This is a genomic window from Acetobacterium tundrae (assembly GCF_008086615.1).
GTDB classification, from domain to species: domain Bacteria; phylum Bacillota; class Clostridia; order Eubacteriales; family Eubacteriaceae; genus Acetobacterium; species Acetobacterium tundrae.
Genome location: NZ_RXYB01000020.1, coordinates 1 through 25,339 on the forward strand (window position 1 = coordinate 1; position 25,339 = coordinate 25,339).

Annotated in this window: 22 protein-coding genes and 3 pseudogenes; 7 read left to right on the forward strand and 18 right to left on the reverse strand. The window is 40.1% G+C overall.

Translation table 11 applies throughout. The features are described 5' to 3' along the window. Nucleotides 1-142: 142 nt before the first annotated feature. The gene (locus FZC40_RS13610) at nucleotides 143-1,237 is read left to right on the forward strand and encodes a dicarboxylate/amino acid:cation symporter (protein ID WP_279233344.1); all 1,095 of its coding nucleotides are present in this window, start codon (nucleotides 143-145) and stop codon (nucleotides 1,235-1,237) included. Nucleotides 1,238-1,269: 32 nt separating this feature from the next. Here the strand turns inward: FZC40_RS13610 and FZC40_RS13615 are convergent, their stop codons facing one another. The 12 genes and pseudogenes from FZC40_RS13615 to FZC40_RS13660 all read right to left on the reverse strand — a co-directional run bounded on the left by FZC40_RS13615 (nucleotide 1,270) and on the right by FZC40_RS13660 (nucleotide 12,533). Then, nucleotides 1,270-1,878 carry a hypothetical protein gene (locus FZC40_RS13615; RefSeq protein WP_148605275.1) on the reverse strand — a complete coding sequence of 203 codons (609 nt, stop codon included), beginning with the start codon at nucleotides 1,876-1,878 and terminating at the stop codon, nucleotides 1,270-1,272. 50 nt (nucleotides 1,879-1,928) lie between these two features. Then, nucleotides 1,929-2,063 carry a hypothetical protein gene (locus FZC40_RS17610; protein ID WP_279233343.1) on the reverse strand — a complete coding sequence of 45 codons (135 nt, stop codon included), beginning with the start codon at nucleotides 2,061-2,063 and terminating at the stop codon, nucleotides 1,929-1,931. A 44-nt stretch (nucleotides 2,064-2,107) separates the two neighbouring features. After that, nucleotides 2,108-2,980 (reverse strand): lipase family protein, encoded by an 873-nt coding sequence (locus FZC40_RS13620; protein WP_243135821.1) that lies wholly within the window; start codon nucleotides 2,978-2,980, stop codon nucleotides 2,108-2,110. A gap of 34 nt (nucleotides 2,981-3,014) precedes the next feature. Next, nucleotides 3,015-3,155 carry a hypothetical protein gene (locus tag FZC40_RS17170; RefSeq protein WP_186843829.1) on the reverse strand — a complete coding sequence of 47 codons (141 nt, stop codon included), beginning with the start codon at nucleotides 3,153-3,155 and terminating at the stop codon, nucleotides 3,015-3,017. Nucleotides 3,156-3,390: 235 nt separating this feature from the next. Next, nucleotides 3,391-3,696 (reverse strand): hypothetical protein, encoded by a 306-nt coding sequence (locus FZC40_RS13625; protein ID WP_148605278.1) that lies wholly within the window; start codon nucleotides 3,694-3,696, stop codon nucleotides 3,391-3,393. Nucleotides 3,697-3,913: 217 nt separating this feature from the next. Further along, the gene (locus FZC40_RS13630) at nucleotides 3,914-5,074 is read right to left on the reverse strand and encodes a protein kinase family protein (RefSeq protein WP_148605284.1); all 1,161 of its coding nucleotides are present in this window, start codon (nucleotides 5,072-5,074) and stop codon (nucleotides 3,914-3,916) included. Between the two features lie 207 nt (nucleotides 5,075-5,281). Then, a complete protein-coding gene (locus tag FZC40_RS13635; protein WP_148605287.1) occupies nucleotides 5,282-6,613 on the reverse strand; it encodes a hypothetical protein in 1,332 nt (443 codons plus the stop codon). 349 nt (nucleotides 6,614-6,962) lie between these two features. Then, nucleotides 6,963-7,616, reverse strand: a complete 654-nt coding sequence (locus FZC40_RS13640) for a restriction endonuclease subunit S (protein WP_186843828.1) — start codon at nucleotides 7,614-7,616, stop codon at nucleotides 6,963-6,965. A gap of 12 nt (nucleotides 7,617-7,628) precedes the next feature. Next, nucleotides 7,629-7,886, reverse strand: a pseudogene (locus tag FZC40_RS17810) (restriction endonuclease subunit S); the annotation flags it as partial. Nucleotides 7,887-8,159: 273 nt separating this feature from the next. Then, a pseudogene (locus FZC40_RS17815) lies at nucleotides 8,160-9,680 on the reverse strand (class I SAM-dependent DNA methyltransferase). A gap of 393 nt (nucleotides 9,681-10,073) precedes the next feature. Continuing rightward, nucleotides 10,074-11,243, reverse strand: a complete 1,170-nt coding sequence (locus tag FZC40_RS13650) for an MFS transporter (RefSeq protein ID WP_148605291.1) — start codon at nucleotides 11,241-11,243, stop codon at nucleotides 10,074-10,076. Between the two features lie 306 nt (nucleotides 11,244-11,549). After that, nucleotides 11,550-12,533 (reverse strand): uroporphyrinogen decarboxylase family protein, encoded by a 984-nt coding sequence (locus FZC40_RS13660; RefSeq protein WP_148605295.1) that lies wholly within the window; start codon nucleotides 12,531-12,533, stop codon nucleotides 11,550-11,552. 271 nt (nucleotides 12,534-12,804) lie between these two features. Between FZC40_RS13660 and FZC40_RS13665 the strand changes: the two genes are divergently transcribed. Next, nucleotides 12,805-14,355 carry a PucR family transcriptional regulator gene (locus tag FZC40_RS13665; protein WP_148605298.1) on the forward strand — a complete coding sequence of 517 codons (1,551 nt, stop codon included), beginning with the start codon at nucleotides 12,805-12,807 and terminating at the stop codon, nucleotides 14,353-14,355. Between the two features lie 207 nt (nucleotides 14,356-14,562). After that, complete coding sequence (locus FZC40_RS13670; protein ID WP_148605300.1) at nucleotides 14,563-15,087, forward strand: DUF2284 domain-containing protein; 525 nt, start codon at nucleotides 14,563-14,565, stop codon at nucleotides 15,085-15,087. A 27-nt stretch (nucleotides 15,088-15,114) separates the two neighbouring features. On the opposite strand, the gene FZC40_RS13675 is transcribed toward FZC40_RS13670, so the two are convergent. Then, nucleotides 15,115-16,068 carry an NYN domain-containing protein gene (locus FZC40_RS13675; protein ID WP_148605302.1) on the reverse strand — a complete coding sequence of 318 codons (954 nt, stop codon included), beginning with the start codon at nucleotides 16,066-16,068 and terminating at the stop codon, nucleotides 15,115-15,117. A gap of 392 nt (nucleotides 16,069-16,460) precedes the next feature. Between FZC40_RS13675 and FZC40_RS13680 the strand changes: the two genes are divergently transcribed. Both FZC40_RS13680 and FZC40_RS13685 read left to right on the forward strand, forming a co-directional pair. Then, nucleotides 16,461-17,099 (forward strand): DUF2179 domain-containing protein, encoded by a 639-nt coding sequence (locus FZC40_RS13680; protein WP_148605305.1) that lies wholly within the window; start codon nucleotides 16,461-16,463, stop codon nucleotides 17,097-17,099. A 148-nt stretch (nucleotides 17,100-17,247) separates the two neighbouring features. Continuing rightward, a pseudogene (locus FZC40_RS13685) lies at nucleotides 17,248-17,373 on the forward strand (hypothetical protein); the annotation flags it as partial. 28 nt (nucleotides 17,374-17,401) lie between these two features. Here FZC40_RS13685 and FZC40_RS13690 read toward each other — a convergent pair. The 4 genes from FZC40_RS13690 to FZC40_RS13705 all read right to left on the reverse strand — a co-directional run bounded on the left by FZC40_RS13690 (nucleotide 17,402) and on the right by FZC40_RS13705 (nucleotide 20,787). Beyond that, on the reverse strand, nucleotides 17,402-18,316 hold the full coding sequence (locus FZC40_RS13690; RefSeq protein WP_243135822.1) for a glycine betaine ABC transporter substrate-binding protein: 915 nt from the start codon (nucleotides 18,314-18,316) through the stop codon (nucleotides 17,402-17,404). 124 nt (nucleotides 18,317-18,440) lie between these two features. Continuing rightward, nucleotides 18,441-19,037: an ABC transporter permease gene (locus tag FZC40_RS13695; RefSeq protein ID WP_148605309.1), complete on the reverse strand. Its 597-nt coding sequence runs from the start codon at nucleotides 19,035-19,037 to the stop codon at nucleotides 18,441-18,443. Further along, nucleotides 19,037-19,669, reverse strand: a complete 633-nt coding sequence (locus FZC40_RS13700) for an ABC transporter permease (protein ID WP_148605311.1) — start codon at nucleotides 19,667-19,669, stop codon at nucleotides 19,037-19,039. The genes FZC40_RS13695 and FZC40_RS13700 overlap by 1 nt, the downstream gene beginning before the upstream one ends. Beyond that, nucleotides 19,666-20,787 carry a betaine/proline/choline family ABC transporter ATP-binding protein gene (locus FZC40_RS13705; protein ID WP_148605313.1) on the reverse strand — a complete coding sequence of 374 codons (1,122 nt, stop codon included), beginning with the start codon at nucleotides 20,785-20,787 and terminating at the stop codon, nucleotides 19,666-19,668. Before FZC40_RS13705 ends, FZC40_RS13700 begins: the two co-directional genes overlap by 4 nt. Before the next feature lie 633 nt (nucleotides 20,788-21,420). On the opposite strand from FZC40_RS13705, the gene FZC40_RS13710 reads away from it, so the two are divergent. Beyond that, complete coding sequence (locus FZC40_RS13710) at nucleotides 21,421-21,807, forward strand: hypothetical protein (protein WP_148605315.1); 387 nt, start codon at nucleotides 21,421-21,423, stop codon at nucleotides 21,805-21,807. Between the two features lie 51 nt (nucleotides 21,808-21,858). On the opposite strand, the gene FZC40_RS17475 is transcribed toward FZC40_RS13710, so the two are convergent. Next, entirely contained in the window at nucleotides 21,859-22,089 is a 231-nt protein-coding gene (locus FZC40_RS17475; protein ID WP_279233345.1) for an ATP-binding domain-containing protein, read from the reverse strand. Nucleotides 22,090-22,547: 458 nt separating this feature from the next. Here FZC40_RS17475 and FZC40_RS13720 point away from each other — a divergent pair, with 458 nt between their 5' ends. After that, nucleotides 22,548-25,280, forward strand: coding sequence for a methyl-accepting chemotaxis protein (locus FZC40_RS13720; RefSeq protein ID WP_148605319.1), 2,733 nt, complete (start codon nucleotides 22,548-22,550; stop codon nucleotides 25,278-25,280). Nucleotides 25,281-25,339: the final 59 nt, after the last annotated feature.

Consider the following 25,339-nt stretch of genomic DNA (forward strand, 5'->3'; position numbering starts at 1 on the left):
ATGGTCTCAGGAATTGCCCGAGGTTTGCAGACTCAAGCATAACTACAAAAAGTGCCTCAAATAATGATGTGCTCAGTATAGCAGGTTTGGATTGAACTTGCTATACGCCATCTTTTGAGGCACTTACATCCTAAAACCGCTAATCGGAACTTTTTTTGGATTCATTAACGCCTTGGTGGTTCCCGTGCTGTTTCTTTCCACCATCGGCAGCATTTTCAACATGGATAATATGGCTCAGATGAAGCGTATTTTTCGGAGCTTATTGATTTGGTCGCTGGGAATCATTTTGGTGTCCTCCGCAATTGCCCTTTTAACCGCCTGGATATTCTTCGTGGGTGAGGGTTCCGCTTCATCAGGTGGAGGGTCTGGTGACTTATGGAACCAAATCGGAACGATGGTGTTTGGCATTATCCCAAGCAATATCATCCAGCCTTTTTTAGATGGCAACACCCTTCAAATTATGTTCCTCGCCATTGTCAGCGGAATTGTAATGCTCACCCTTAAAGGGCGATTTCCCTTTATAACCAAAATTATTACAGAAGGCAATTTGATTTTCACAACCATATTAGATGCCGTTTGTGCCATGATGCCCTTGATTATATTTATCAACATCTTAAATATGATGATCGCCGGTAACGGTGGTGCTCTTTTGGGATCGATCGGTTTGATTGCCATGATGTTAGTGCCACTTCTTGCCCTAGTGGTGATTATGCTGCTAAGTGTGGCATTGATTGAAAAAATGAACCCCGTTACATATTTTAAATCAGCCGGTTCAATTTTACTGATTGCCTTTTCCACCGGTAGCTCAAGTGCCACCTTTGCCAGCCATACCTTGATCGCTTCTGTCAAACAGAAAGTCAGAGATTACGTGGTTAGTTTTTCAATTCCGGTCGGTGCACTCTTTAACAAACAGTTTGCAATCCCCATATGGCTATTAATATCCCTGTTTGTAGCCAACCTTTATGGGATATCGTTTACCATGGCGGAAATCATTCCCGTGGTCATCCTCTGTATGATTCTCTCTGTTGCAGTACCACCGTCTCCAGGGATTGGTCCTTTTCTGTTCACTATTATTTTCAACCTCCTGAATATTCCACTTGACGGGTTGGCAATGGCAGTAACCATTGCCATATTTATGAATTACCCGGCTACTGCAGGCCAAGTGATGGTTACAAATATCGGTATGCTGCACACCGAACACATGCTTTGTGCAAAGGAAATCAAGGTTGATTATTAAGAGCCTGTACCCTGATGATAAAAACCAATCATTTAGAAATGACTCAGGGACACAAAACCTCCGTCCTCGTGTGTATTTGAAATATATTGTTTCATAATGTTATTTGCTGCAACTCGCTCTTTTGAAAAATATTCAATGTTATATTTAATGATTGGGATCTTCATCAGTTCAAGCCAACCATCATAAACACCATCGATAAAGGCCTGGCGCCACTCTGGCATTCGTTCAATCAGTACACAGCCATGAATCTGCTCTTTTTCAATCACAATTGAGAATTTACCATTTTCGATATGGGGTTCAAAGGGGTAGGTCCGGCATTGAATGGGACGATGGTCTCTTAGGCAACCTTCTGCTAGATGGCAATAGATATAATAATATTTCTTAATTTTAGAAGGCATATTATACTGCAGATGACTGTGCAGATCGTAATCTGTAACGATCTCACATTGCATATATTCATATTCAAGGGGTAATAAATACATACCCAATCGCTTACCATCGGCGTCGTTACGGCGGCAACAATGATAGCCACAACATTCACCACAATTACCCGCTATGATCGCTTCATCCATCAAATGATATGCTTCTTCAAAAATTACTTGATAGTCCGTTCTCATTGATTTTTTATTTTTATCTGACACCGATGCTCCCACCTTCTTAATCCCTGAAAATTTTCTTCACATGTTCCTACTCAGATCCTCGCCAAGGCGTATTTACCGATTTCGTGGTCAAATAATTTCATAATCATCAACTCGGCCATGGCCTTTTCCCGGGAATACTCCAGGTCAGGCGTGATGCCGTTGGCATAGAGGGCGTCTGCGTACATCCCAACGTGATCCTTAAACGGCGTGAGGATATTATAAATTAGTGTCAGGCATGTGTTTCACGGGTCTCATTTGCTATTGAAACTGCCAATTCCTGTAAATTAATGGCCTCAGGACAAAACTCCGGGTTCTTTTTACGCAAAGTGTTCATATAATCGATATCCAACTCACCCAACTTCTGAAAATAACAGTTTATCCGGTGATTTAAGAACAGGTTATTCATCTGAAAACTAATCGGCACCGAAAAATCAACGTGTTCATAAAATAACCCCTTTTCCGTAAAAGGCGGCGGATATTCAGATGCCGGCAGGGTTGGGATAAAATCATGAACATTAAAAATTCGGTAGCTATTTTTAACATGCGTGTTGTAAGCGCCCACAAAATCCGGATCTCCCGGTCGACCCGCAGCATAAGTGTAAACAACAAGGTCTTTATTCGGTATATTGACAGCAAAGTCCAGAGCTGCCATGATGGCAAGATCCCCTCCCAGACTATGGCCGGTTAGATAGAGTCTTTTGCCTTCCGGAAGTTTCTGTACAATCTCGATCAACTCTTCGCGCATCGACTGATAAACCCGGGTAATTCCTCTATGGCTGTTGCCGACATTTTCCACATAGGGAAATGGAGTCTGAAAAAGATCGAGATCAGAATCCAGATTCAGAGTCGAATCCGATCCACGAAAAGCCAGTACAATCCGATTCTCAGACTCCGCGATGAAGCCAAACTTTTCTTCTGCTTTTTCAGTCACCCCTGCCATACCACAGAATGAGCAGCAAAGTTCAAACTCCATTGGCAGATTTAATTTATTTTGATCAAAAAACGGATAGGTCTGATAACAGAAACCCGCGAATAAAATGGCATCCTGTTTGTTATAGGATTCAGTTTGCTTCATTTGCTTCATTTGCTTCATTTGCTTCATCTTTTTTCTCCTTATATTTTAAGATCGTTTATAGTTAATTTGAACCAGGCACCGTCAGTGTTATAAAGAATATTCCTCCATATCTTAATTTAAACCGATATCTTTCTCCCTTGGTCATCTCAAAGCTCTTGTTGTCTTCTTCTTTTGAATCCTTCTGTTCGATTTCTCTAATCATCCTTAACCTCATAAATTCTTGAATCCTTATTGTCCAGTCTCTAACAGCAATTCCTTCCGATCAATTATGCTGTCGTTATCAAGAATGGAAAATACAAATGGGTAGAAACATTAAATTTCAAACTGGAAATACATCTTGTTGTGTATGTTAAAACTGATCTAACGTTACAATTACCGAATAAAAAGTATGGTTCCCTAATTCTTTTTGGCTTTTCAAATATTTATCAATCTGATCTTCACTTTAGTAATGAATTGACTTTATGTTCACAAATAAACCCAATTGTATCATTTATTTTTATGACTAAATCAATTCTTCCACTCGTTACCGTCACTTGCGTCTCGACATTTATAAAATCATTCTGTTGTATGATATGATTATTAGTTTGTTCTAATCTTAAAAGCAATTTTTTACAATACTTGTGAGCAAGATGATCCACATTCTGCAAAAGCCATGCAAATAGCTGCATAAAATAGTCTTCCTTTGCCTCACGTTTATCTGTTGGTATATATGCCTTTGGATAATCGAAAATCGATTCCTGCATCGTTGTTACCCTCCGAGTTTTAATTATTTTAAAATCTTAGTATATGCATTGGAAAACACAGCTATGTTTTAGTGACAAATATCCTAAAAACGACTACATATGTTGATCGAAGCGTCCATGCATCCAGTATTTTAGTTAAGGGTGCCGACCCCATGTGCTCCATTTGCAGGAAAGACTTCAGCATTTGACGATTGAAGCGACCCCACGTCATTTTTGATTAGAATGGGACTTCTGATTCTTCTTCTACAACATCAATCATAGATAGTTTGGAAATTATATTCGTTAATATCAGTTTCTGTGATTGGGGCATCGATTTTTTAAACCAATCAAGAAAATCTTTTACGATAGTACACGGTATATCAACGTGATTATTGTACTTATAACTGCCAGAAACCACACTATTGATTACGTCTGCATTTTTGTGAATAACCTCTTCAAAAAGATTGTCTCTTAATGCCTTTTCAAGTTTAGCTATGAATATTTCTGAATCATAATTGAATTTCTGCTCATCAGTAAAGGAAGAAAGGGCTTTATAAATTAGATTAACAAATTTTTGATAAACCACCTTATCTTCTTTGGAAATTTTCATGTTTATAAAATCATGTTTCCCCATTGCTCCTTTAATTTCTACAAAGTTCTCAAATCTATCTACCGGCAGTTTTTCCATCATCTTATTTAAAATATCCTGATAAGAAAAATCTAACATCTCCTGTATTTTAGCACCTTTGAGTAAACGATTTACTAGTTCGGCAAGATAAAACATATCCGTTTGAGATGTATAAAAACCTTCAAAATATTCCTGCGGCAATGTATCGGACCCTTTTCGATTAATTTCTGTAACTAAACTATCAAAACCCATAGTTGACTTTTCGAAAATTTTACCAATACCAAAATCAATAACCTTTACAGTACCGAACTTATCAATTAAAATATTTCCTTCTCTTATATCCCTATGTATAATAGAATGTTCTTCAATATAGCAAAATCCATCGATTAATTGCATAAACAAGTCATCCAATGTTACAGGATCGCCGATGCCAGTGTATTCAGTTATGTATTCTTCAATGTTTGCTCCATCAATATATTCCATCAAAATATAGCCAGTAAAAACATCCTCATAAGCATAATAATTATAGATCCTAACAATATTTCGATGGTTCAGTTTATATAGAATCTTAATTTCATCGAGAAAATTTTTATAAAACTTTTCCTTAAGGCCCTCATATAAGGGCTCATATTTTTTTGCTACAAATAATTCATCAATGAATGGATCTTGTAACAGTACCGTTTTCGCAAATGATCCACCTCCAAATACATTGTTAACCATTATATAGTCTTTTTGTTTGATAAAAGGTACGATATCACCGTTGTTTTTCATTTTTTACCAATCCTTTCGTTTCACTCAAGATGTAGAAGACGCAGATTAATTTTTACTATATTTTCACAGGATGCGTTCTGAAAACATCACTCGATTAATTTCCGCAACATTCGTCAAACTACCTCAAAAGATCACATATTACTAAATATAATCTGATCCTAATTTATCAGTGCCTAGCACTGGATCCGAAATATAATATATAATTCTTTACTCTAACATTTTGATGAGTTTGTCATATTGTGCAAGTTGCGTTGTATTCATACTATAATTGTCAATCATTTTTAATGCCATTACATATCGTTCTCTGCAACATTTATAGTTTTTTGTTTTTTCTGTAAAGAGTGATTTTAAATTGTTTAGTTTAAGCAAATAATCTATTTCCCTTGGTGAAAAGTTTCTTATCATTTCCTCATAAAAATATATTGCTGCGTTTGATACACCATATGGATTACCAATATACCCCATTAAAACTGTATACACATATTCGTTTTGGACTGTTTCAGGGGTTTTTAGTGAGCTAGTTATTTCTAATAATCTTTGTGCAAATGGTGGCTCATTATAAAAATTATTAAATTCAAGATGAGCATTTAATAAATTCTTACATGCATTTTTTACAATTGAATGTTGTTCAGAAGTACTTAAAAGGTTAAGCATTTTGAGCTTTTCAAAAAATCTTTTTGCAGCAGTACATTTGTCTGTATCCCCCTTGACAAAATACCTATTGTATTGTTCTATCATTGACGATTTTGTTTTGTCATCAATATATTCAATGATTAATAAGCAAATTTTTAAAGCGTTTAGTCTAGTAGTTTCAGACGAATCAGGGTCACAGTAGATTCCCATAAGCATTGGTATTAACAATTGCCTCTGTGCCGGGAAAGTTTCAATAAGTCGTTGCTTCCATATTTCTAATTCGTCTTCATCAAGCTTTCTACCCTTTATTGATGATAAGAAATCTGAGACATGTACGCCTTGTAACAAATAATCATTTGTAATTCCGTATTTACAGCATCTGCTAATAAAGTTGATTAATTCTCTATCGTCAATTTGAGCTATACTCGGATGTGCGGATGAAAAGTTGTTGCGTATGTCGCGACATTGATTTAAAAAGAAATAACCATCTTCTGAAAGCAATTCCAGTTTGTAACACATATCAAGCAATTGGGAATCCATATAGTTGTTTAGATCTTGTTCATCAAAACTTTTTCCTAATGTGCTTGCAACTAATGAAAGACCAAAATTTTTAACTTTCTGTTTCAATGTTATTATGACAGAATTCCATATGTAATTGATCGCTCCATCAAATAACCCAACTGAAGTGGCAACACACATTCTCACAATTAAACCATCTCTTAATTCAGGTGGGATTCTCATTATTTCTCTCGGTAATTCACTCCAAGCATAAGCGATTTCAGCGTCACTGGCAAGTATGTCTCTTGGAAGGTTAAAAGCTTTCATAATTTCATTAATTTGCGGAAGTGTTGCATCTAATGCGTTCGGAAGGTTTATATTGTTTGTAGACACTAGTCCATTGTTCATTTTACATTCTCCATAAATATAAATTTTTGGCAACTGATAACACCTTTTAATTTCCTATGTAACTCAGTATCGATACATTGTGTAAAAAATCCACCAGTTTAATCTGATTAACTACCTCATCATTTGATTTGTATTTTAAACATTGTTTCTATTTTATTCACTGTTCTCTTTAACAAGTTGAGTGACAGACACCACCAACGCAAAAATTTTAAGGTGGTGTCAGGTACAAACTTCCACAAAAATCCACTATTAGAACAGAAAAGCAATGTTTCTTTAAACCCCAAATTTGCAAAAGACCCTTGTTTCCACAGTGATAACAGTTTTCTAAAATTTGTTTTTGTTGAGTCATTTAATTTACTTCATTTAAGGGAATACGTATTTCCCCCGCCATCAGTTTTGGTAGAAGTAAATCCCTGATTGCTCTTAAGTTTTCATTCTGCTTTATATTTTCAAAAATAAAATTATAAATCGCTAAAATCTGAACGCTTATACTATTTTGAATTTCTAATGACGGAATTACTATTTTTATTGCGTAAACCGTATTTCTATTCAATCCTGGAACAGCGCTGTCTTCGTTATATTGTTTTAAATCTATTTCTTTAAGGAATTGATACATCAATATTAATGGGTATTTACTATCTGTTTGTGTCGCATAATATGCCGTATCAATGCAAAAGGCAGGTACTGTGGAAAAATAAACCGTTCCAATCGTTCCTTTTCTTCCTACAATTATGCTTGGTTCATAAATTAAAGCTTTATTATGCAAACCAGTTAAGCCTGCTGAACTATAAACCTTCACATTACCTTCCAATCTGTTTTTAGCAGGTAATGATTTCCCATAATTCAACGTCAGAATATCGCCTAGAGAACCTACTTTCCACCCCTTCGGTATCAACCCCAGCTCACTTTTAACCATTTCCCCACCGCTGGACTGGTAGAGTTCGCCCTCTTCATTGGGAAATTCAAAAGCCACAAACCATTGCTTGAAAATAGCCTGGGCCATTTTCTCCAGGGTTTTGTTGATCTGGTTGTTGACTTCGATTTTTTCGTCCAAGGTTGAGAGGATATGGGCAACGGCTTTTTGTTCCCCTTTTTCTCTAAACATATGTGTATATTTTTTAATATCCTTTTGAGTTATACTTGCCTGATTTGCACTCCCTTGTGCAGTATTGATTATATACTCCTTGAAATCATTATTACGAAGCAGATAGTATAAATACTTTTGATCAAAATTTTCCCTACTTCTAATACGAACCGCATTTTGATTAAGTAAACACGTCTTTTTTTTGGGGGAACTCTAATAACTTTGCCAACAACAGATGCTGGATTAGTTGGCCATGAACCAACAGTAGTTATAATGATATCATCCATTTTTAATGAATATTTTTCTAAATCTTTGGCAACACTTTCGTTAATACAAACACATGAACCAAAATTAATAGAATCATCTGTTAAATTCTAAACTTTTATAATTTTCACACCAATATCAACATAATCTTTTGATTTAAATGCAAAACCCTTTTGAAATTCCGCCACTACCGCTAGCCTAAAACTCATACCCAATTCCCCCCCAGATTCTTCCGGATCTCATCTTCCAGGTGCCGGGATTTGGCAAACAGTTCGGCCAGATTGGCAGTCATGTTTTCCATTTTTTCTTCAAAGGGAATGCCATCATCTATCGCGTCTTCAATCCCCACGTAGCGGCCCGGGGTCAACACGTATTCATGCTCTCGGATTTCTGACAGGTTGGCAGATTTGCAGAAGCCTTTGCTATCTTCATAGTGGCCGTCACGGTTTCGCCACTGGTGGTAGGTGTCGGCGATTTTGGCCACATCGTCGGCTTTTAGCACCTTGTGTCGGCGGTCGATCATTTCACCTAACTGACGGGCATCAATAAAAAGCACTTCATGGTAGCGGCTTCTAAAGCCAGAGTTATCCGCTTTATTGCGGTTGAGAATCCACAGCGAAACGGGAATCCCGGTGGAATAGAACAGCTTGTCCGGGAGGGCCACAATGGCGTCCACCATGTCCCCTTCCAGCAGGTTCTTGCGGATCTCCCCTTCATTGGAGGTGTTAGAGCTAAGCGATCCGTTAGCCAGAACAATCCCGGCGGCGCCGTTGGGAGCCAGGTGGTAGACCATGTGCTGGAGCCAGGCGTAGTTGGCGTTGCCGGTGGGAGGAATCCCGAATTTCCAGCGGACATCGTCGGTTAACTGGTCGCCACCCCAGTCGCTGATATTAAAGGGCGGATTGGCCAGGATAAAGTCGGCCTTCAAGGTTTTGTGGAGATCGTTATGGAAGGTGTCGTCATAGTGGGTGCCGAGGTTGGCATCCAGGCCCCGGATGGCCAGATTCATCCGGCAGAGCTTCCAGGTGGTGGCATTCATTTCCTGGCCATAAATGGACAGGTTTTCGATTTTACCCTGATGATCCTCCACAAACTTTTCACTTTGAACAAACATCCCGCCGGAACCGCAGCAGGGATCATAGACCCGGCCCTGGTAGGGTTCGATCATGTCAACCAGGGTTTTAACATGCTGGTGGGCGTATAGAATTCTCCGCCGCCTTTGCCTTCGACACTGGCAAACTGGCCCAGAAAATATTCGTAGACTCGGCCCAGTAAATCTTTTTCACTGTTGTCATGCATTTTAATGGTGGAAATTAAATCGATGAGTTCTCCTAACCGCCGTTTATCGATTTCCGGACGGGCATAACGTTTATCCAGAACACCTTTTAAGGAGGTGTTTTCTTTTTCAATCAGGATCATGGCGTCATCGATGTATTGCCCCACCTTGGTGTCCTTGGCATTATCCATGATAAAGGTCCAGCGGGCTTCTTTGGGGACCCAGAAGATGTTCTCGGATTCGTATTCATCCCGATCTTCTTCAAAGCCTTCCCCTTCTGCGGTCAGTTCGTTATATTTGGTTTCAAATTTGTCCGAGATATATTTTAAGAAGATCAGCCCCAGCACGACGTGCTTATATTCGCTGGCGTCCATGCTGTCTCTGAGCTTGTCTGCGGCTTTCCAAAGTGTTTCTTCAAATCCGATGTTGCCTGTGTTTTCCATTGTTCCTCCGTGTATGCGTTTTTATGTCACCGGGCTTAAGCGCTGCCGGGCACGTTTAAAATGAATCATTCCGAATCGAATCAATATTTTTCAGATGATTTTATTATACGCTCCAAGCACATAAATAGCCAGAATAAATCATCCTTTTTCGCCACGCTGCTTCTTTACTTTCACTTTCTGGTTGCCGATGAGTAACACAAAAAAGCACACCCGTTAGAATGTGCTCGTGAAATAAAACCAGCGATTAAAATTTTCTTGTGACTGTATCTATCCGATCACATCATCACGATACGCCAACTGGAAAGGACTGAAAATTATGAAAAAAATCCCCGGCAATGCTGCGCCGGGGAACTGTCTGATTCTTTAATGCTGATCATTATGATGATGCTTTTTTTAAACTATTTCCTGTTTTTTATCGAGCACCATGTTGCCAATCCAGGACAGGGCACCCGTTCCAAATAGTCCGACGGCAGCCATCAGAAACTTGACAGAAATATTGCCTCCGGCGGCGTTGGCCACTGCATTGGACAGAATTGGCGAGACAAAGATTCCCACACTGGTGGCGGCGGTGACAACGGCAATCGCCAATGAACTGATGGATGAATGAACGGCATTGGCGGCCACAAATGTTCCCGCTGGGTTAATCGTCGCCAGACAGAAGCCGCAGCACATGGCGCCGACAAACAGCGATGGCAGCGAGCCGATCACAAAGATCGACAGCATCCCCAGACTGCCTACCAGTAACGAAACGGGCATGACCAGCTTCTTGAGGACACGCTGCATCCGTCCAAACAGAACCCCGGTGAGCATCCCGGCGGCCGACATGGCGGTGTTGATCAGCCCACTGGTTGACGCATCGCCAAATCCTTTTGCGGCAACATACATGGCGACATTGGTCTGATAGACAAAGAGGAATGCGCCAAACAGGAACATGATCAGCGCGGTGAAATAAACCCGGGCATTCAGTTTTGCACTTTTTTCAGGGTGCTTTTCATCGGCATGGGTCTGAGGCTGATCATTGGGCAGATTTTTCATGACAATCACGATCACCGGAATAAAAACCAGATAAACCAGATAGGACATCTGCCATTGAATCCCGGCCAGCATCCCGGAAGTAAAGAGCAGCACCATGCTGCCGCCATTGACAAAAGCTGACTGCAGGCCCATCAGGGCGCCGCTTTCATTAGCCACAAAATAATCTGCAATCAAGGCCATCGACATGGTCGAATTAATCCCCTGGGCAATCCCCAACAACAGGCTGCAGCCCAGCAGCACATAAATACTGATGGTACCGAAAAGCAGCGCCACCATCCCACCGGTTAAGCCGCAGACCAGGCCAAAAATGACCAGGCTTTTTTTTGGCATCCGCAGGGATAGGGGCCCGGATGCAAAGGCAAACACCATCGCCATTAATGAGGGGATGGTTACTACCATCTGAATCAGCGACGAATCAACACCCACAAAATAGCGTTGCATATCCGCCAGAACGGCAGAAGCTGTCATCGATATCATCAATAGTGATGATATCGACAGAATCGCAATTTTAATCTTTTTCTTATCCAAAATTTTCTCCTAACAATAATAGCGTTTTTCGTCCGATCAATTCATCAGTCGCATCAATAGCTTTACCGGTTAAATTATAAATATTATATTCTATCCATATTTTTCTGTCAACGGAATACTCAAATGACAGTTCAGCCGGTGTATTTTTTTCAGAAGGCGAGCTGCGGTTGTCAAACAACAATTAGACCTTTGAGCAATTGGAAAACCGGCAATTGCCGCATAATCATGAAAGCCCCCGACAGATAAAATCGTCAGGGGCTTTCATGCCATCCTTAGCTCTATTCAAGTGGAATTGCTTATTCGCGATTAGCGCTTTTTGTATTTTTCGACCGCGGCATTAATCGGTGCCAGGGCACCCAGAAAAGCCATCATATCGGAACCGCTGACCAATCTAAAGCCCATGAATACATAGCTGCCATAAGGTCCGTAGGTTTCCATACAGCGCTTGACTTCCCCATCGATTTCTTCATTGGTCGCAGCTTCCAAACCAGCCCGGCCATTGGTATCGTAACCGCCGACCACGGCGATCTGGCGGCCGTATTTTTGCAAAATACCGGCAATGTCGTTCATCGGTTGAGCCGAAGACCAGGCCGCTGTGCCGATTTCAATATAATCCGAAATCACATCTTCGCATTTCCCGCAGGTATGGATAAAGGGGACAATTCCCTGCGCTTTAATGGCCTCATTCAACCGTTTATGATGCGGTTTAATCAGCGACCGATAATTACCCGGGGACATGAACAGCCCTCTTTCGGTGGCAATATCGTCATAGTTGGTAATGATGTCCGGTTTGAAGTGTTGGGCCACCCGTTCGACCAGTTCAATTTTATAATCGGTGATCGCGCTAAACAGGGCGTCACAGGCCTCTGGTTCTTCCAGCATGGCGCAAAGGGCATTTTCAAAACCCATCAGATGCGTCAACCGTAAAAACTGACCATTCCAAATGCCATATTCGACCACGCGCTGATCGCGATCGGCGCCCATGATGCCAAACTGCATGGCGGCGCTGCCCTCCCAGTCAAACTCATCCAGATTCGGAAACTTAACTACCTCCTCCCATCGGGTAACATCATCCAGTACCGGTTTACCACCGGGAACCGGTTGCCCGCCAGCGGATTCGGTGGCATGCCAGGTCACCCCGAATCCGTCCAGGCCCCCGCCGGCCGGCCCGTTTTCAAAACTCTCAAACGCACCGCCAACCATAATGACATCACTCATTTCGTTGGGAACCCACTCCGGGTTTTTGTGTTCGACTGCTGCCATTAAAAAATTTTCTTTTGGTGTTAACATGCTGTTTCCTCCTGAATTTTATCAATATATGCCAATTTAATGTTAATTTTCAATTATAACCGTTTACATAGTTTGATTATATCGATATTTTTACGAAATGTACATACGGCACAATGGAGGGTAATGGCGGTCGCATACCCGACATGTTGTAGGATAACGATTCAAAATAGGAATACGCTCTTGCAAAATGATTTTGAATGACATAGAATGAAGAAACAGCCATGACATTTCTAAAAAACTTTATCTGGCAATTTAAAATTGAGAGGTGACTATGAGACTTTCTCAGGATATGATCTATTACTGGCTGGCCAAAATTCTGCCGGTGCGATATGAAAAAAAGAGTGAAACTGAAATTGGATTTAAGCGTCCGGTATTTTATGAAACCGGCCTGGATCTTTCCGCGGCCGTGGTCATCATCGATGGCGATGGGCTCAAAGCTCTGATCGACAGCCGCAACCATGGTGCCGATTCCCTCTTTTTATGCACCGAAAAACCAAACCGATCGCTGAAGATGATTGAAGGGACGGTTCTGGTGATGGAAGCCGAACTTTCCAAGGCAGCACTTTTCAATTATCTTCAGGATGTCTACAACCAGTTCGACCAGTGGGATGAACGACTCAGCCAGATCTATTATGAAAACGGCAGCTTTCAAGACCTGATTGACAGCTGTGATCCGATTCTCGCGGAGCAGATTCTCCTGATTGATAAGAAATTTCATTACACAGCCTATTCCAAATCCATTTCGGCCAACAGCGATGAACTTTATATGGACGAAAATAACAATGCCTTGCCTGAAGTGGTCAATGATTTCATCAGCGATGCGGATTTTGAATTGCTTTATGAGGTCCCGGAAGTTTTTGATTATGTCGCTGTTTCGGCAACAGGTGCCGACGAAATGATCTGTAAAAATGTTTTTGACGAGAATAAATATGTGGGACGGTTTGTCATTCTGCTGGTTAGCGGCAGTGCGGAATTCGTGAAAATCTATGTCCGGAGCATTCTGGCCCATTTATTTATCACGGCGGATAAGCTGTATCAGAAATATCAGTCCTTTGATTTAAAGGAAGTGGCTCTGAACAGTCTGCGGGAGCCGCTGGGGCAGCTGCTCCGGAATGATCAGAACGCCATTGAACAATGGCAAAAAGCAGCTCTGGAAAATGGCTGGAAAAATACCGATCATCTCCAGCTGATCCAGTTTCGGTCCAACACCCGGTATTCCAAAAATGTCTATACGGATTATCTCAGTACCGAAATTGAAAATCAATGGCAGGGCTGCGTGTGTCTGAATTTCCAGGAACGTCTGCTGATGCTGATTAATCTGGATCAGTTCAAATCCGCGGATGATAAAGACTTTTATCGCCAACTCCCCTATTTTCTCCGGGAAAGTCTGCTGGTTGCCGGATTAAGCCGGGTTTTTTCAGATATGGCTGATTTGCGGGCAGCCTATCGACAGACAGAAATCGCACTGGATTTCGGCACCCGCAATCAACCGATGTTCTGGATTTATAAATTTGACGACTACGCCTTCAGTTATCTTTTGAAAAACAGCCCCGGTTCCTTTGAAAGGCATCAGATCTGCAGTGAAAAGCTGCTGGCGCTCAGACAGCATGATGCCAATAAGCATACGGAGTATTACCAAACCCTGCTGGTCTATTTTGACTGTCGGCTCAATGCGGCCGCGGCGGCCAAAAAGCTGTTTATCCATCGCAGTTCCTTCCTCAACCGGCTGGAGCGGATGCAGCAACTGTTTAAAATTGACTTTGATTCCAACGACGAACTGCTTTATCTGGGCTTGTCCCTGCTGATTCTGGAACGCAACTGAAACGGCCCGAACAAAACAGCCCAGAGAATCTTGGGCCTGGTGAGGCATACCCCTGTCACAGGTAAGATGAGGTAAAAATAAATTTAATTAATTGGTAGCCGATCCGCGTTTTATGTTATAAAATGAAACGTAACTATTAAAAAAAAAACGATTGATTATTTAAATACGATTTCGTGTTTTAATCTTAAAATAATCTTTGGAGGAACAATGTTAAGAGATAAAATTATCAACGCCATCAATGAAGTCGGTTTCGACGAATACAAGGAAATTTCTTCAGCCGATATTATTTTTGCTGACGCTGTTTTTGCCAGCTGCAAAGCCAACACCTGTGGAAATTACGGTCTAAACTACGCGTGCCCACCACTTTCCGGCGATATGGAAGAAAATAAGCAACGCTTCTTAAACTATGATCATGCCATTATCCTGAATAAAATTATGTTTCTCGGGGAATACTATGAAAAGATGGAAGACAGTATGACTGAAGTCTTTGAACGATTAGATGAACTGCGCCAAAAACTCAAAGATGAACTGGTAATGATTGCTGGTCCCGGCGGCTGCAATCTTTGCAAAGAGTGTGCCGCCAAAACATCTGAGCCCTGTCGTTTTCCGGAAAAGAAGCGCTATTCCATGGAAGGCAGCGGCATGGATATTGTTTCCATGTCAAGAAAGCTTGGGATGATCTATAATGCCGGCGACAAGAAGGTCGGTTTTTTTATGATGGTACTGTATTAAGTTAAGCTGAAACCGGTAACCTTAATTTTACTTTTTATTTTTTTCTTTCAATTTGACTTTGTTGCCATCCACCGATATTTCGTCAATGCTTCTCAACAGGCTTGAAAAGCGACTGTATCCATAATCTTTTAAATTGAAATGATTATGTTTCGTTTTCAAAGCATTATGGATGATCGATAGGTTTCCCACAACCCCGTGGTTACTTTTGATGATCTCGATTATTTCCCTTTTAACTGTAATGATATCAACATCATTTTTCATCTTTACAAAGAAAGACCCGTCCTTTTCTTCAATTTGAATTTTCGGAAATTCTTCCCGAATAAAAACATTGAGTTTCGAATAACCATAATTTCTGACATCAAAATCAGTAAATAGTTTACCCAGCGAAGAGCCAACTTCACCTAAGGTCAGACAATCTGATTCCGCAATCATATTGAGGATTGATTCCTGAATTTGACTGATCGGGGTGACATTTGATTCCATCGTTTCTGGTATTTCAACATTTTTTTCATTCGGCACGTTCTCTTTAATTTCTTCAACCTTTGGCTCATCAGAGGCGATCAAATCAAGATGCAAAAATTTATTGCAGGCTTTAGTAAGCGCCATCGGTGTCTTCGATTCCCCCATGCCAATCACATATGCTTGTGATTCTCGCAACCGCATCGCCAATTTCGTGAAATCACTGTCACTGGTGACGATGCAAAAGACATCGATATGATGCGTATACAGAATGTCCATGGCGTCAATAACCATGGCCATATCCGTCGCATTCTTTCCTTTGGTATAATCAAATTGCTGAATTGGCTGGATGGAATATTCCAGCAAGATATCTTCATTCCAGCCATAAGTTCTTTTCCAGTTACCATAAATTCTTCTAATTGACACGGTACCAAAAGCATTTAGCTCATCAAAGATGCTTTTTACATATTTTGCACTAACATTGTCGACATCGATCAATAAAGCTATATTATTCTCGCTCAAAAAAGTTCCTCCATTCAATATTTTCGGATTGTAAAATTAATTTGTTCGTGTCGCTGGGCCGACACTGGTCACCCCAACGACCGTCTTAATATAAACAAAGAACGCTACCCGGTATTGAGTACACGTTCTTTTTTAACAGATGCGTTTAACGCCCTAAATTCAAGGGATTTACTTGTCAAAATTCACCACCGCAATTCCCCAGCTACTGCCTATAAGTTGTTTAGTCTTTTAGCTATTATATAACAATAATCCATTTAAAACAATTAAGAAAGCCTATTCATTTTTGTTATTTAGTAAAATGCATGTTACACTTGACATAAAGCAAATTAGTTATTCCGAATACATGATTGATAATCGGCAATAACTTTTAATAGAGTAACACGGGAGGAAATATGTTAGAATTATTATTAATCATTTTCATTCAATTGTTATATGTACCAATGCTTACCTTGCGTACCATTTGTATGGTAAAGAATTTAAAAATCCTAACAGCAATATTTGGATTTTTAGAAACGCTTGTCTATATATTTGGCTTAACAATAGTGTTATCCGGAGAGCGAAACATCGTTGAAATGATTGTCTATGCATTCGGATTCGCATTAGGTTTGGTAGTGGGAATTTTAGTTGAAGAAAAGTTGGCCATTGGCTTTGCTAGTATGCAAGTTAACATTACCCATGACAATGAAGTATTAGTCAATATTCTCCGAGATGAAGGGTTTGGCGTTACCGTTTATTTGGGAGAAGGCAAGTATGGTAAACGAATTAATCTGGATATATTAACAAAACGAAAAAAAGAAGCCAAATTGTTAGGAATAATTCATGAGTATGAACCTGAAGCCTTTATCATGGCCTTTGAGCCAAAGATGTTTCGCGGCGGGTACTTAACTGAAATGATGAAGAAACGATTAAAACCTAACAAAAGAAATATAAATCAAGATGAAAATAAATTAAAATGTATTATTAAAAGAACTGTTGATGGAATAAATTTTGAGGCAACGGAACTTAAAAAGAATTGGATGCGAAATAAATAACCTCAATTTAAACCTAGATGTTCATTAATAAAAAGATCAAAACAGACCCTTGTCGGGTCTGTTTTTTTGGTATTGATTCGGTTATGTTTGAAAAGTTCAAAATTACGAAAAAAGCAAGAAATGAAAAGCGGTTTGCGAGGAGGGCTGGACAAATAATGGTGAAAGCGCGGGTACCGAAGGTTTTGCACTAAGACTGGAAGCCATTAAAATAATGGAGCTCCCAAAAGGGTTAGCAGCTCCTGGTTCAACGGTACAACCATTTGTAAAAATATAAATGGCAACCCATGCCATGGAAAGTTTAACTATTTTGATATTAAGCCTTTATTTAACAGATATTCATGTGCGACGTCTTCTGGCGTTCTGCCATTAACATCAACTTCATAAGTAAGATCGGTCATGATTTCATCTGTGAACTGTCCTCCTAAACTATTTAATACTTCTTCTAAATTCGGCGCAATATCTTTGAATCGTTCAAACAAATCGTTTCTCACAAGTAATGCATCATTATATTCCGGAAAGAAATTTCGATCATCTTTCAAAATAACCAAGCCGGCTTCTTTATTCAAGCCATCAGTTGTATAAACAATCGTAACATCAATACTCCCATTTTTAATCGCTGCATATTTTAACGACAAATCAATCGGTTTATTTTCTTTAAAATTAAGACCATAAAACTTTATGAATGGTGTATATTTCATACTACCTTCTTCAGTATAAAAACCATGTTCAGCTCCAAAAATAAGTTGATCAGAAACAGCGGCTAAATCAGATATTGTTTTTAGATTATATTTTTCAGCAGTTTCTGGTAACACACCAACTGCATAGGTGTTTTCTGATCCTAATTTATTAAGCAAATGAACCCCTTTTTCCTTTGAGGCAACTCCATTCGCATAGTCATAAAGCGACATTCCTTCAGGTATATCCGATGTATCTAACTTCAAGAATGTTGTTAATAATGTTCCATCATAGGTATTTAATATATCCACATGTCCAGCGACCATTTCTTTAAATGTATTCACTTCATCCATTTCATCTCGAATATCGACGGTTGCCTTCGTATGATCTTCAACAACCATTTTAACCATTTGATGAACAATTTTCATTTCCGAAAACGTTCCATCATAAATAATGATTGAAGCCTCGTCTTTGCCTGTGCTACAACCTGTAGCAGCGAGCGCCAATAATACTACAACAATAAAGCTCATTAACTTTTTCATGTTTTTCCCTTTCATATCGTAATACCAATTTGTATCATTACAAAATTTCTGTATGGTTACCTGCGCAACATGAATTTTTCAACCACACGCCTTTACACATGCTCTTTTCATTTGGTAAATGTTCTTAATTTGACGTTCGTTTAGTGAGACGATTATTAATCCATATCATTAAAACATCAAACAATATCGCCATAATCATCAATGCTACTGTACCAAAAAGAATCAACTCCATATTTTGCGTACGAATTCCCTTGTAAATTACTGCTCCTAAACCACCTCCTCCAACTGAAGTTGCGAATACCGCAACCCCTATTGTGGTAACTGTTGCAATGCGAATGCCGGTAAAAATCATCGGTAATGCCAATGGTATTTCAACTGAAATAAGACGATCAAATTGAGTTAATCCCATTCCTTTTCCAGCCTCTTTAATCCCACTATCGACAGATTCCAGACCAATATAGGTGTTATGAACAATCGGCAAAAGTGAATAAAGTACAAGTCCTACAATAACAGTTGTTTTTCCCGGGCCAAGTGCGATGATGATCAAACCAAGAAGAGCTAACGCTGGAATTGTTTGTAATATTTCAACTGCCCACAATACGATTTTTCGAACCGATGGTGTTATATAAGCTAAAACGCCCAAAGGCAGTCCCACGATAACTGAAAATAAAACCGTCATCAATACAAGATAAAGATGTTCAAATACTAATGAAAAATCCATTATTTCGCCCCCCTTAACCCTTTTGGAATAATAAATCGACCTAATACATCAATTAATAAACTCAAAATAATTGCCATAATCGCAGATGGAATCGCACCCGCTAAGATTAATTCGTTATTGTTTGATGCAATGCCAATATAGATAAATTCGCCAAGACCTCCTAAGCCGATCATCGCCGCTAATACAGCCCAACTAACTGTATAAATGGTCGACATCCTCAGACCGGTAATAATAGACGGCGATGCTAAAGGCAACTCTACTTCAAAAAGCGTTTGTAACGGTGACATCCCACAGCCTTTCGCCGCTTCGATATATTCGGGTTTTACATCTAATAATCCGGTATACGTATTTTTAAGTACCGGAAAAATCGCGTAAACAGCTAACGCGATAATAACCGTCGCTGGAATCATCCCCAAGTATAGGAATAATACTCCAATGAAAACAATACCTGGAATTGTCTGAAAGATTGAAAGAATCGGCATGATGATTTTTGCATATTGAGGAATGCGAGATAGAAGAATACCCAGAATCAGTGCAACGACAAATCCAATCGTTACAGAAGTCAACACATAACATAAATGTACTTGGATAGCGGTAATCAGGCGGTCACCATATGTTTCAAAAAAGCTCATTGCATATCACCCCACAACGTATCCGCCATAGCTGTTGCCATGCTTGTTTTGGAAATGATCCCAGCGATAGTTTTATCATTATTTAAAACAACGACATAATTATCCCCAGAATTATAAAGCTTATCGAAGGCGTCTTTTGCATTTTCGCCAGCATCAGACGTAATGTTTTCGTTGGGTATTATCTCGCCAATCGAACCTGACGATTTTCCATGCTTTCTTACGTCTTTTATTGTAATGATACCGACATACGTATCATCATCATTTTTAATTAAGAGGGAATCAATGTGTTGCCGGGCCATCAAATCCGTGCATTCACGAATGCTTCTTTTTTTATAAACACTAATGGCATTCGTCCTCATAAAATCTGCTGCCGTTAAATTTGAAGGATCCGAAGTCGCAGACGATTTTCGCATAAAATCACGAATTAAATCATTGGCAGGATTAGCCAGCATTTCATCTGGAGTGGCCATCTGGACAATTTCACCATGTTCCATGAAAATAATCTTGTCTGCTAAATCCAGGGCTTCATTCATATCATGAGTAACAAAAACAATGGTTTTTTTTAACTTTTTCTGTAATCTGACAATTTCCTCCTGAAGCGTCGCTCGCGTCATTGGATCGAGTGCTCCAAATGGTTCATCCATTAGCACAATTGGCGGTGATGCCGCTAACGCACGTAACACCCCAATTCTTTGTTGTTGTCCACCCGAAAGTTCTGTCGGATACTTATGGGCATATTCATCGTAGGACATATCAACCATTTCCATCAAATCTTTGGTAATTTTCTTAATTTCGCTCTTGGAATATTTCAGACGTTTTGGCACAAGTCCAATATTTTGTTCAATCGTCATATTTGGGAAAAGACCAATTTGCTGGATGACATAACCAATCTTACGTCTGAGTTTAACTGGGTTTGCTTTTGAAATATCCTGTCCATTGACAAATATTTTTCCCTCCTCCGGTGTAATCAGTCGGTTAATTGATTTTAGTGTTGTTGTTTTCCCGCAACCACTGGGACCAATAAGAACAATGAACTCTCCCGGTTCAATATTAAAACTGATATTATTCAAAACGACTGTATCCCCAAATTTTTTCTTTACGTTTTCAAAACGTATCATGACCATTACCTCTCTTCATCTCCGATTATCGGCTTTTTCTAAAATATTATATTATTTAAAATAATATAAAAAGCAACAGCTTCATGATATTGTAATTAAAAAAACCAATTCATGATTTAATCGCCGCTAACACCATTTAGCCATTGCTTTAATATTTAATTTAAATAGAATAATATTATTTAAACGTGTATTTTATTTACTGTATTCTTACTCAATTTACAAGAAAGCAGCGAGTTATATTACCATTCCCAGCTTCTTAATAGCGCTGTCCTCATAGCGCTATTAATTTAAGTAAATTCGCTTGCAATTAAGTCCAATTAAATTGTATTATTTTACTATCATAACATATTGTTTACACCTTGTCAAATTCCATGATTTTTTTTCAATGAAATTGATAGACTTTTCCTCGCAAATATGCTAAAATATTTGTCTTTTTCAGACATAACCAATCGCAAAGATCTTATCCATCTTATCATCGTTCTTGTCAGGGTAAAGATTGCTTGAACCACTCGTGAAAATTGACGGATTTTTAAAAATAGGGTAAAATATTGTTCATGTCAGATTTTTTTATCCTGATCTTTTTAGATGCAGATCAGGGGCTGGCTTCACTTTTTCTTAAAGGAGGTCCTCAATATGGATCAACTATTATTAGTTTTAATGCCTTTTTCCACATGGGTGGTGAATTTGATCTTCCTATCTTTATGCTGCATCTCAACCATTGCCTACACCTACCATACCGTTCTCTTTCTCAAAGAGTTGAAACGTGCAATCATCATAACTCTTAATGCGATGTTTGTCAGGTGCGTCACCATCTATCGCTTTTATGATTTTTGTCATTGTTTAATTCCCCTGGCGATTTTTGGGCCAGGCGCCTATCTTTCATCCTATTTAGTGTTTAATGCCTATCGGTTTCCTTTTGAGTTTAAGACGCAAACTGTTTTTGGTGCTGCAATCATCTATGGCATAATATTTCTTTGGGATTGTGAAAAGATGACCCGCTCATATAAATCTGAGGATTGATCCCCCGCAACAACATATCCTGCTGAATGGGTTGCGTGTCCTCGCTACTTTCTAGTCACGAAGACAGGGACTTGGTTTCCCTTCGTAAAACAGAACCAGGCGATGCTGGGCTCGGGTGCAGCTAATGTAATGCAGCCGCTTGTCAGCCTCGCTGCGATAATTGGCCTGACTGGTATCACAGATAAAAACCGCATCAAACTCCAGACCCTTCGACAGATACACCGACAAGATCGAAACACCCTCAATCGCTGCGACTGTATCTTGCCAGATCAGATTGACCACGCCAGCCAATTGAACCCTGGCTTCTGCAATGGTTTCCTTCAGTCTTTCTTCTTAAATACCCAATCTTTGTGTTTTTTATTCATCAAATATTCCTCTCTTTAAAAATCGCTAATCATCTTATCAATCTTTGGCATCATATCAGATGTTTGGTACATTTTTCTGTTAACTTCTGTTTTTTAGAAGCTTCAGATTGTGTTACTTAAACGTCTCAGCTGAATTTCGAAGCTGGAAAATTACGTTATATATTTATACTTTTTAATTCAAAAACTAATCAAGTCGAGGATAATATGGTAATTTTTGTGATACCGCTATAGATATTTGCAGTTGAAAGCGCTATAATATTACGGTGTGAATTTACTAAAGTATTTATACTTTAGTATCTTAATATTCTGAATCGGTTTCGAATGACATTGAAATTTGTTATCTAAACCAAAGGATTATCTTTGAAAGGGGTTATTATGAACAAAAATCAAGAAACGATGTTGGATCCGGAGACAAGTCCGGTTACAAATGCAGCACAAGAGATCACGGGGCATCCGGCTGGACTCATTCATGCTAAAGATCACCGCGAATCCAAAATATCTACTAAACTGCTGCTGTTTACTGTTTCTCTCATTGTCTTGGCGGTATTATCTCAGGGAATTATTGCCGTTAATCTGGGTGCATCAGCGCTAACAAACCAGGCCAATGCCACGACACAAGCATTAACCACCGCAGGAGCTTCTCATACTGGCGCCATTTCTGAAAACGATGTTCTGGCTTCAATCACCAATCTGCGCAATCAAATCTTGTTATGCTCATTGCTGATTATCTTAATTGCCGGCGTCGCTGCTTATGTTATGGCGCAAAAGTTTGCCAAACCCATTATCAAGCTCAAAGAAGTGGCCGATCAGATTGCTGTGGGAAAAGTTGATATGGACATTGAAATGACCAGCAATGACGAATTTAGCGATTTAATGCTGTCATTTGAAACCATGATTCAAAACAATAAGAACATTGCGGCGACTGCTCAGCGGATGGCTCAGGGTAATTTTGAAGTTAAAATCATCCCTCATTCTGCTGATGATGTGATCAGTGATTCAATGATTGCGGTAAGGAAGGCAATGAACAGCGTTCATGATGCCATCGTAAAAATTGGCAATGCCGCTTTAGCAGGTCAGCTTAACTATCGCGGTAACACCAATGAGTACAGCGGCGCTTACAAAGATATGGTTATATCCTTAAATAATGTTATTAACACCTTTGTCAAGCCCCTCAAGGTGGCCAACAAGGCCATTGAACGCATCGGCAACGGGGTAATTCCACCAAAAATAACCACCGAATATAATGGTGATTTCAACGATCTTAAAAGTAATATTAACGCCTGTATTGACGGTCTGGGAGCCTTAACCGAAACCGGTGATGTCCTCCACCGCCTTTACAACAATGATTTTTCAACCAACGTGGAAGGTGTCTATTTAGGCATCTATGGCGATTTGGCGACCTCTGTTAATAACATCCAAGGGAAGCTCAACTATATTCACGCCATTGTCAATAATGTTTCCAAAGGTGTTTTGAGTGACTATGACGACTTGTTGACAATCGGCAAACGCAGTGACAAGGATGAATTTATTCCAAGTCTGATTCAAATGATTGAAAACATCCACGCACTGATCAGCGAAGCCGATATAATGACCAAACGAGCCGTTGAAGGCGATCTGGATCATCGGGGTGACCCCACCAAGTTCCGGGGCGAATATGCCAAAGTTATTTCCGGGTTCAACCAGACCCTGGATGCTGTTATCGAGCCGATCCAGGCCACCTCGGCCGCTTTGGATGAACTGTCAAAAGGTAATCTGACCTTTACCATGGAAGGTGATTATAAAGGACAGCATGGCAAAATCAAAGAAAACATGAACCGTACCATCATCTTCCTGAAAAATTATGTGGCTGACATTACTTCCTTACTTGAACTCATTGGTGATGGTGATCTCAGTCAGGAAATTAAAGCCTATTATCATGGCGATTTTAATACCGCCAAGCTGGTCCTAAATAATATTACCACCCATTTAAGCGAAGTGATGAAGGAAATTGATGGTGCCGCCGAACAAGTTAATGCCGGTGCCATCCAGATCTCCGGCGGCGGCCAGGCATTAGCCCAGGGGACAACGGAACAGGCTAGTTCCATCCAGGAACTCACCGCTTCCATTGAAGAGGTGGCCGCGGAAACTAAACGAAACGCCATGAATGCCAACGAAGCCAATAAACGGGCCCTTGAGGTTCGGACCAACGCTGAAGTGGGCAATTCGCAAATGTCAAAAATGGTATCGGCCATGGTCGAAATCAACGAATCATCCAAAAATATTTCTAAGATTATCAAGGTAATTGATGACATCGCCTTCCAGACTAATATTCTGGCCCTAAACGCCGCCGTAGAGGCGGCCCGAGCCGGACAGCATGGCAAAGGTTTCGCCGTTGTTGCTGAAGAAGTACGAACCCTCGCGGCTCGCAGTGCTGAAGCGGCTAAACAAACCACCGGTCTGATCGAAGGATCCATCGACAAGGTCGCGATTGGCACCAAGATTGCCGATGAAACAGCCGAAAGTCTGGTTGAAATTCTGAATGAAATTGAAAAGGTTACCGGTCTGGTCGGCAATATTGCCCAGGCCTCCAATGATCAGGCCTCAGAGATCGCTCAAATAACTAAGGGCATTGAGCAGGTCTCAATTGTTGTTCAAACCAACTCTGCCACCGCCGAAGAAAGTGCCGCATCCGCCGAAGAACTTTCCGGCCAGGCCGAAATGCTTAAACACATGACCAGTACCTTCAAACTAAAACAGCAAAAACAGACCAGTAAAGAAGATGATAACAAAGCTGCCCTTTTACTCGGTAAAATGGCTCAACAATCGTCAGTTGCCACCATGGATTGGCAAACCCAGGTGGATACGCTTGCTGGTGAAGTGACCCAAATGGGATACCAGGATATCGCGGTAATGAGCCTTGCCGGACACGCCAAGTACGTCAAAGATAACGGTGAATTTGATGCCTGGGACGAATTCTGGTATGAAGCTGGCTTCAAAGGAGAATCGGCCACTTCTGAAGAGACCCTTAGTAAAGTCACCAATAAACCCGTTATATTTGATGTGGCTCCCATTAAAAGCAATGACCAGGTCGTCGGGCTGCTGGTTGGCCGACGGACCCCCTCCCTATAGCAAACTGCCATATAAAACGAACCAATTATTATCTCAACCATCCTGAAGACAATGAACCA

Excerpts from the sequence above, each read along its gene's own strand:
- FZC40_RS13640 (WP_186843828.1), bottom strand. The coding sequence starts at position 7,616 with ATGGCCCAGGCTATTTTCAAGCAATGGTTTGTGGCTTTTGAATTTCCC.
- FZC40_RS13625 (WP_148605278.1), bottom strand. The coding sequence starts at position 3,696 with ATGCAGGAATCGATTTTCGATTATCCAAAGGCATATATACCAACAGAT.
- FZC40_RS13705 (WP_148605313.1), bottom strand. The coding sequence starts at position 20,787 with ATGATACGTTTTGAAAACGTAAAGAAAAAATTTGGGGATACAGTCGTT.
- FZC40_RS13720 (WP_148605319.1), top strand. The coding sequence starts at position 22,548 with ATGAACAAAAATCAAGAAACGATGTTGGATCCGGAGACAAGTCCGGTT.
- FZC40_RS13620 (WP_243135821.1), bottom strand. The coding sequence starts at position 2,980 with ATGAAGCAAATGAAGCAAATGAAGCAAATGAAGCAAACTGAATCCTAT.
- FZC40_RS13670 (WP_148605300.1), top strand. The coding sequence starts at position 14,563 with ATGTTAAGAGATAAAATTATCAACGCCATCAATGAAGTCGGTTTCGAC.
- FZC40_RS13665 (WP_148605298.1), top strand. The coding sequence starts at position 12,805 with ATGAGACTTTCTCAGGATATGATCTATTACTGGCTGGCCAAAATTCTG.
- FZC40_RS13660 (WP_148605295.1), bottom strand. The coding sequence starts at position 12,533 with ATGTTAACACCAAAAGAAAATTTTTTAATGGCAGCAGTCGAACACAAA.
- FZC40_RS17610 (WP_279233343.1), bottom strand. The coding sequence starts at position 2,063 with ATGTACGCAGACGCCCTCTATGCCAACGGCATCACGCCTGACCTGGAG.
- FZC40_RS13695 (WP_148605309.1), bottom strand. The coding sequence starts at position 19,037 with ATGGATTTTTCATTAGTATTTGAACATCTTTATCTTGTATTGATGACG.
- FZC40_RS13630 (WP_148605284.1), bottom strand. The coding sequence starts at position 5,074 with ATGAAAAACAACGGTGATATCGTACCTTTTATCAAACAAAAAGACTAT.
- FZC40_RS17170 (WP_186843829.1), bottom strand. The coding sequence starts at position 3,155 with ATGATTAGAGAAATCGAACAGAAGGATTCAAAAGAAGAAGACAACAAG.
- FZC40_RS13635 (WP_148605287.1), bottom strand. The coding sequence starts at position 6,613 with ATGAACAATGGACTAGTGTCTACAAACAATATAAACCTTCCGAACGCA.
- FZC40_RS13710 (WP_148605315.1), top strand. The coding sequence starts at position 21,421 with ATGGATCAACTATTATTAGTTTTAATGCCTTTTTCCACATGGGTGGTG.
- FZC40_RS13700 (WP_148605311.1), bottom strand. The coding sequence starts at position 19,669 with ATGAGCTTTTTTGAAACATATGGTGACCGCCTGATTACCGCTATCCAA.
- FZC40_RS13690 (WP_243135822.1), bottom strand. The coding sequence starts at position 18,316 with ATGAAAAAGTTAATGAGCTTTATTGTTGTAGTATTATTGGCGCTCGCT.
- FZC40_RS13680 (WP_148605305.1), top strand. The coding sequence starts at position 16,461 with ATGTTAGAATTATTATTAATCATTTTCATTCAATTGTTATATGTACCA.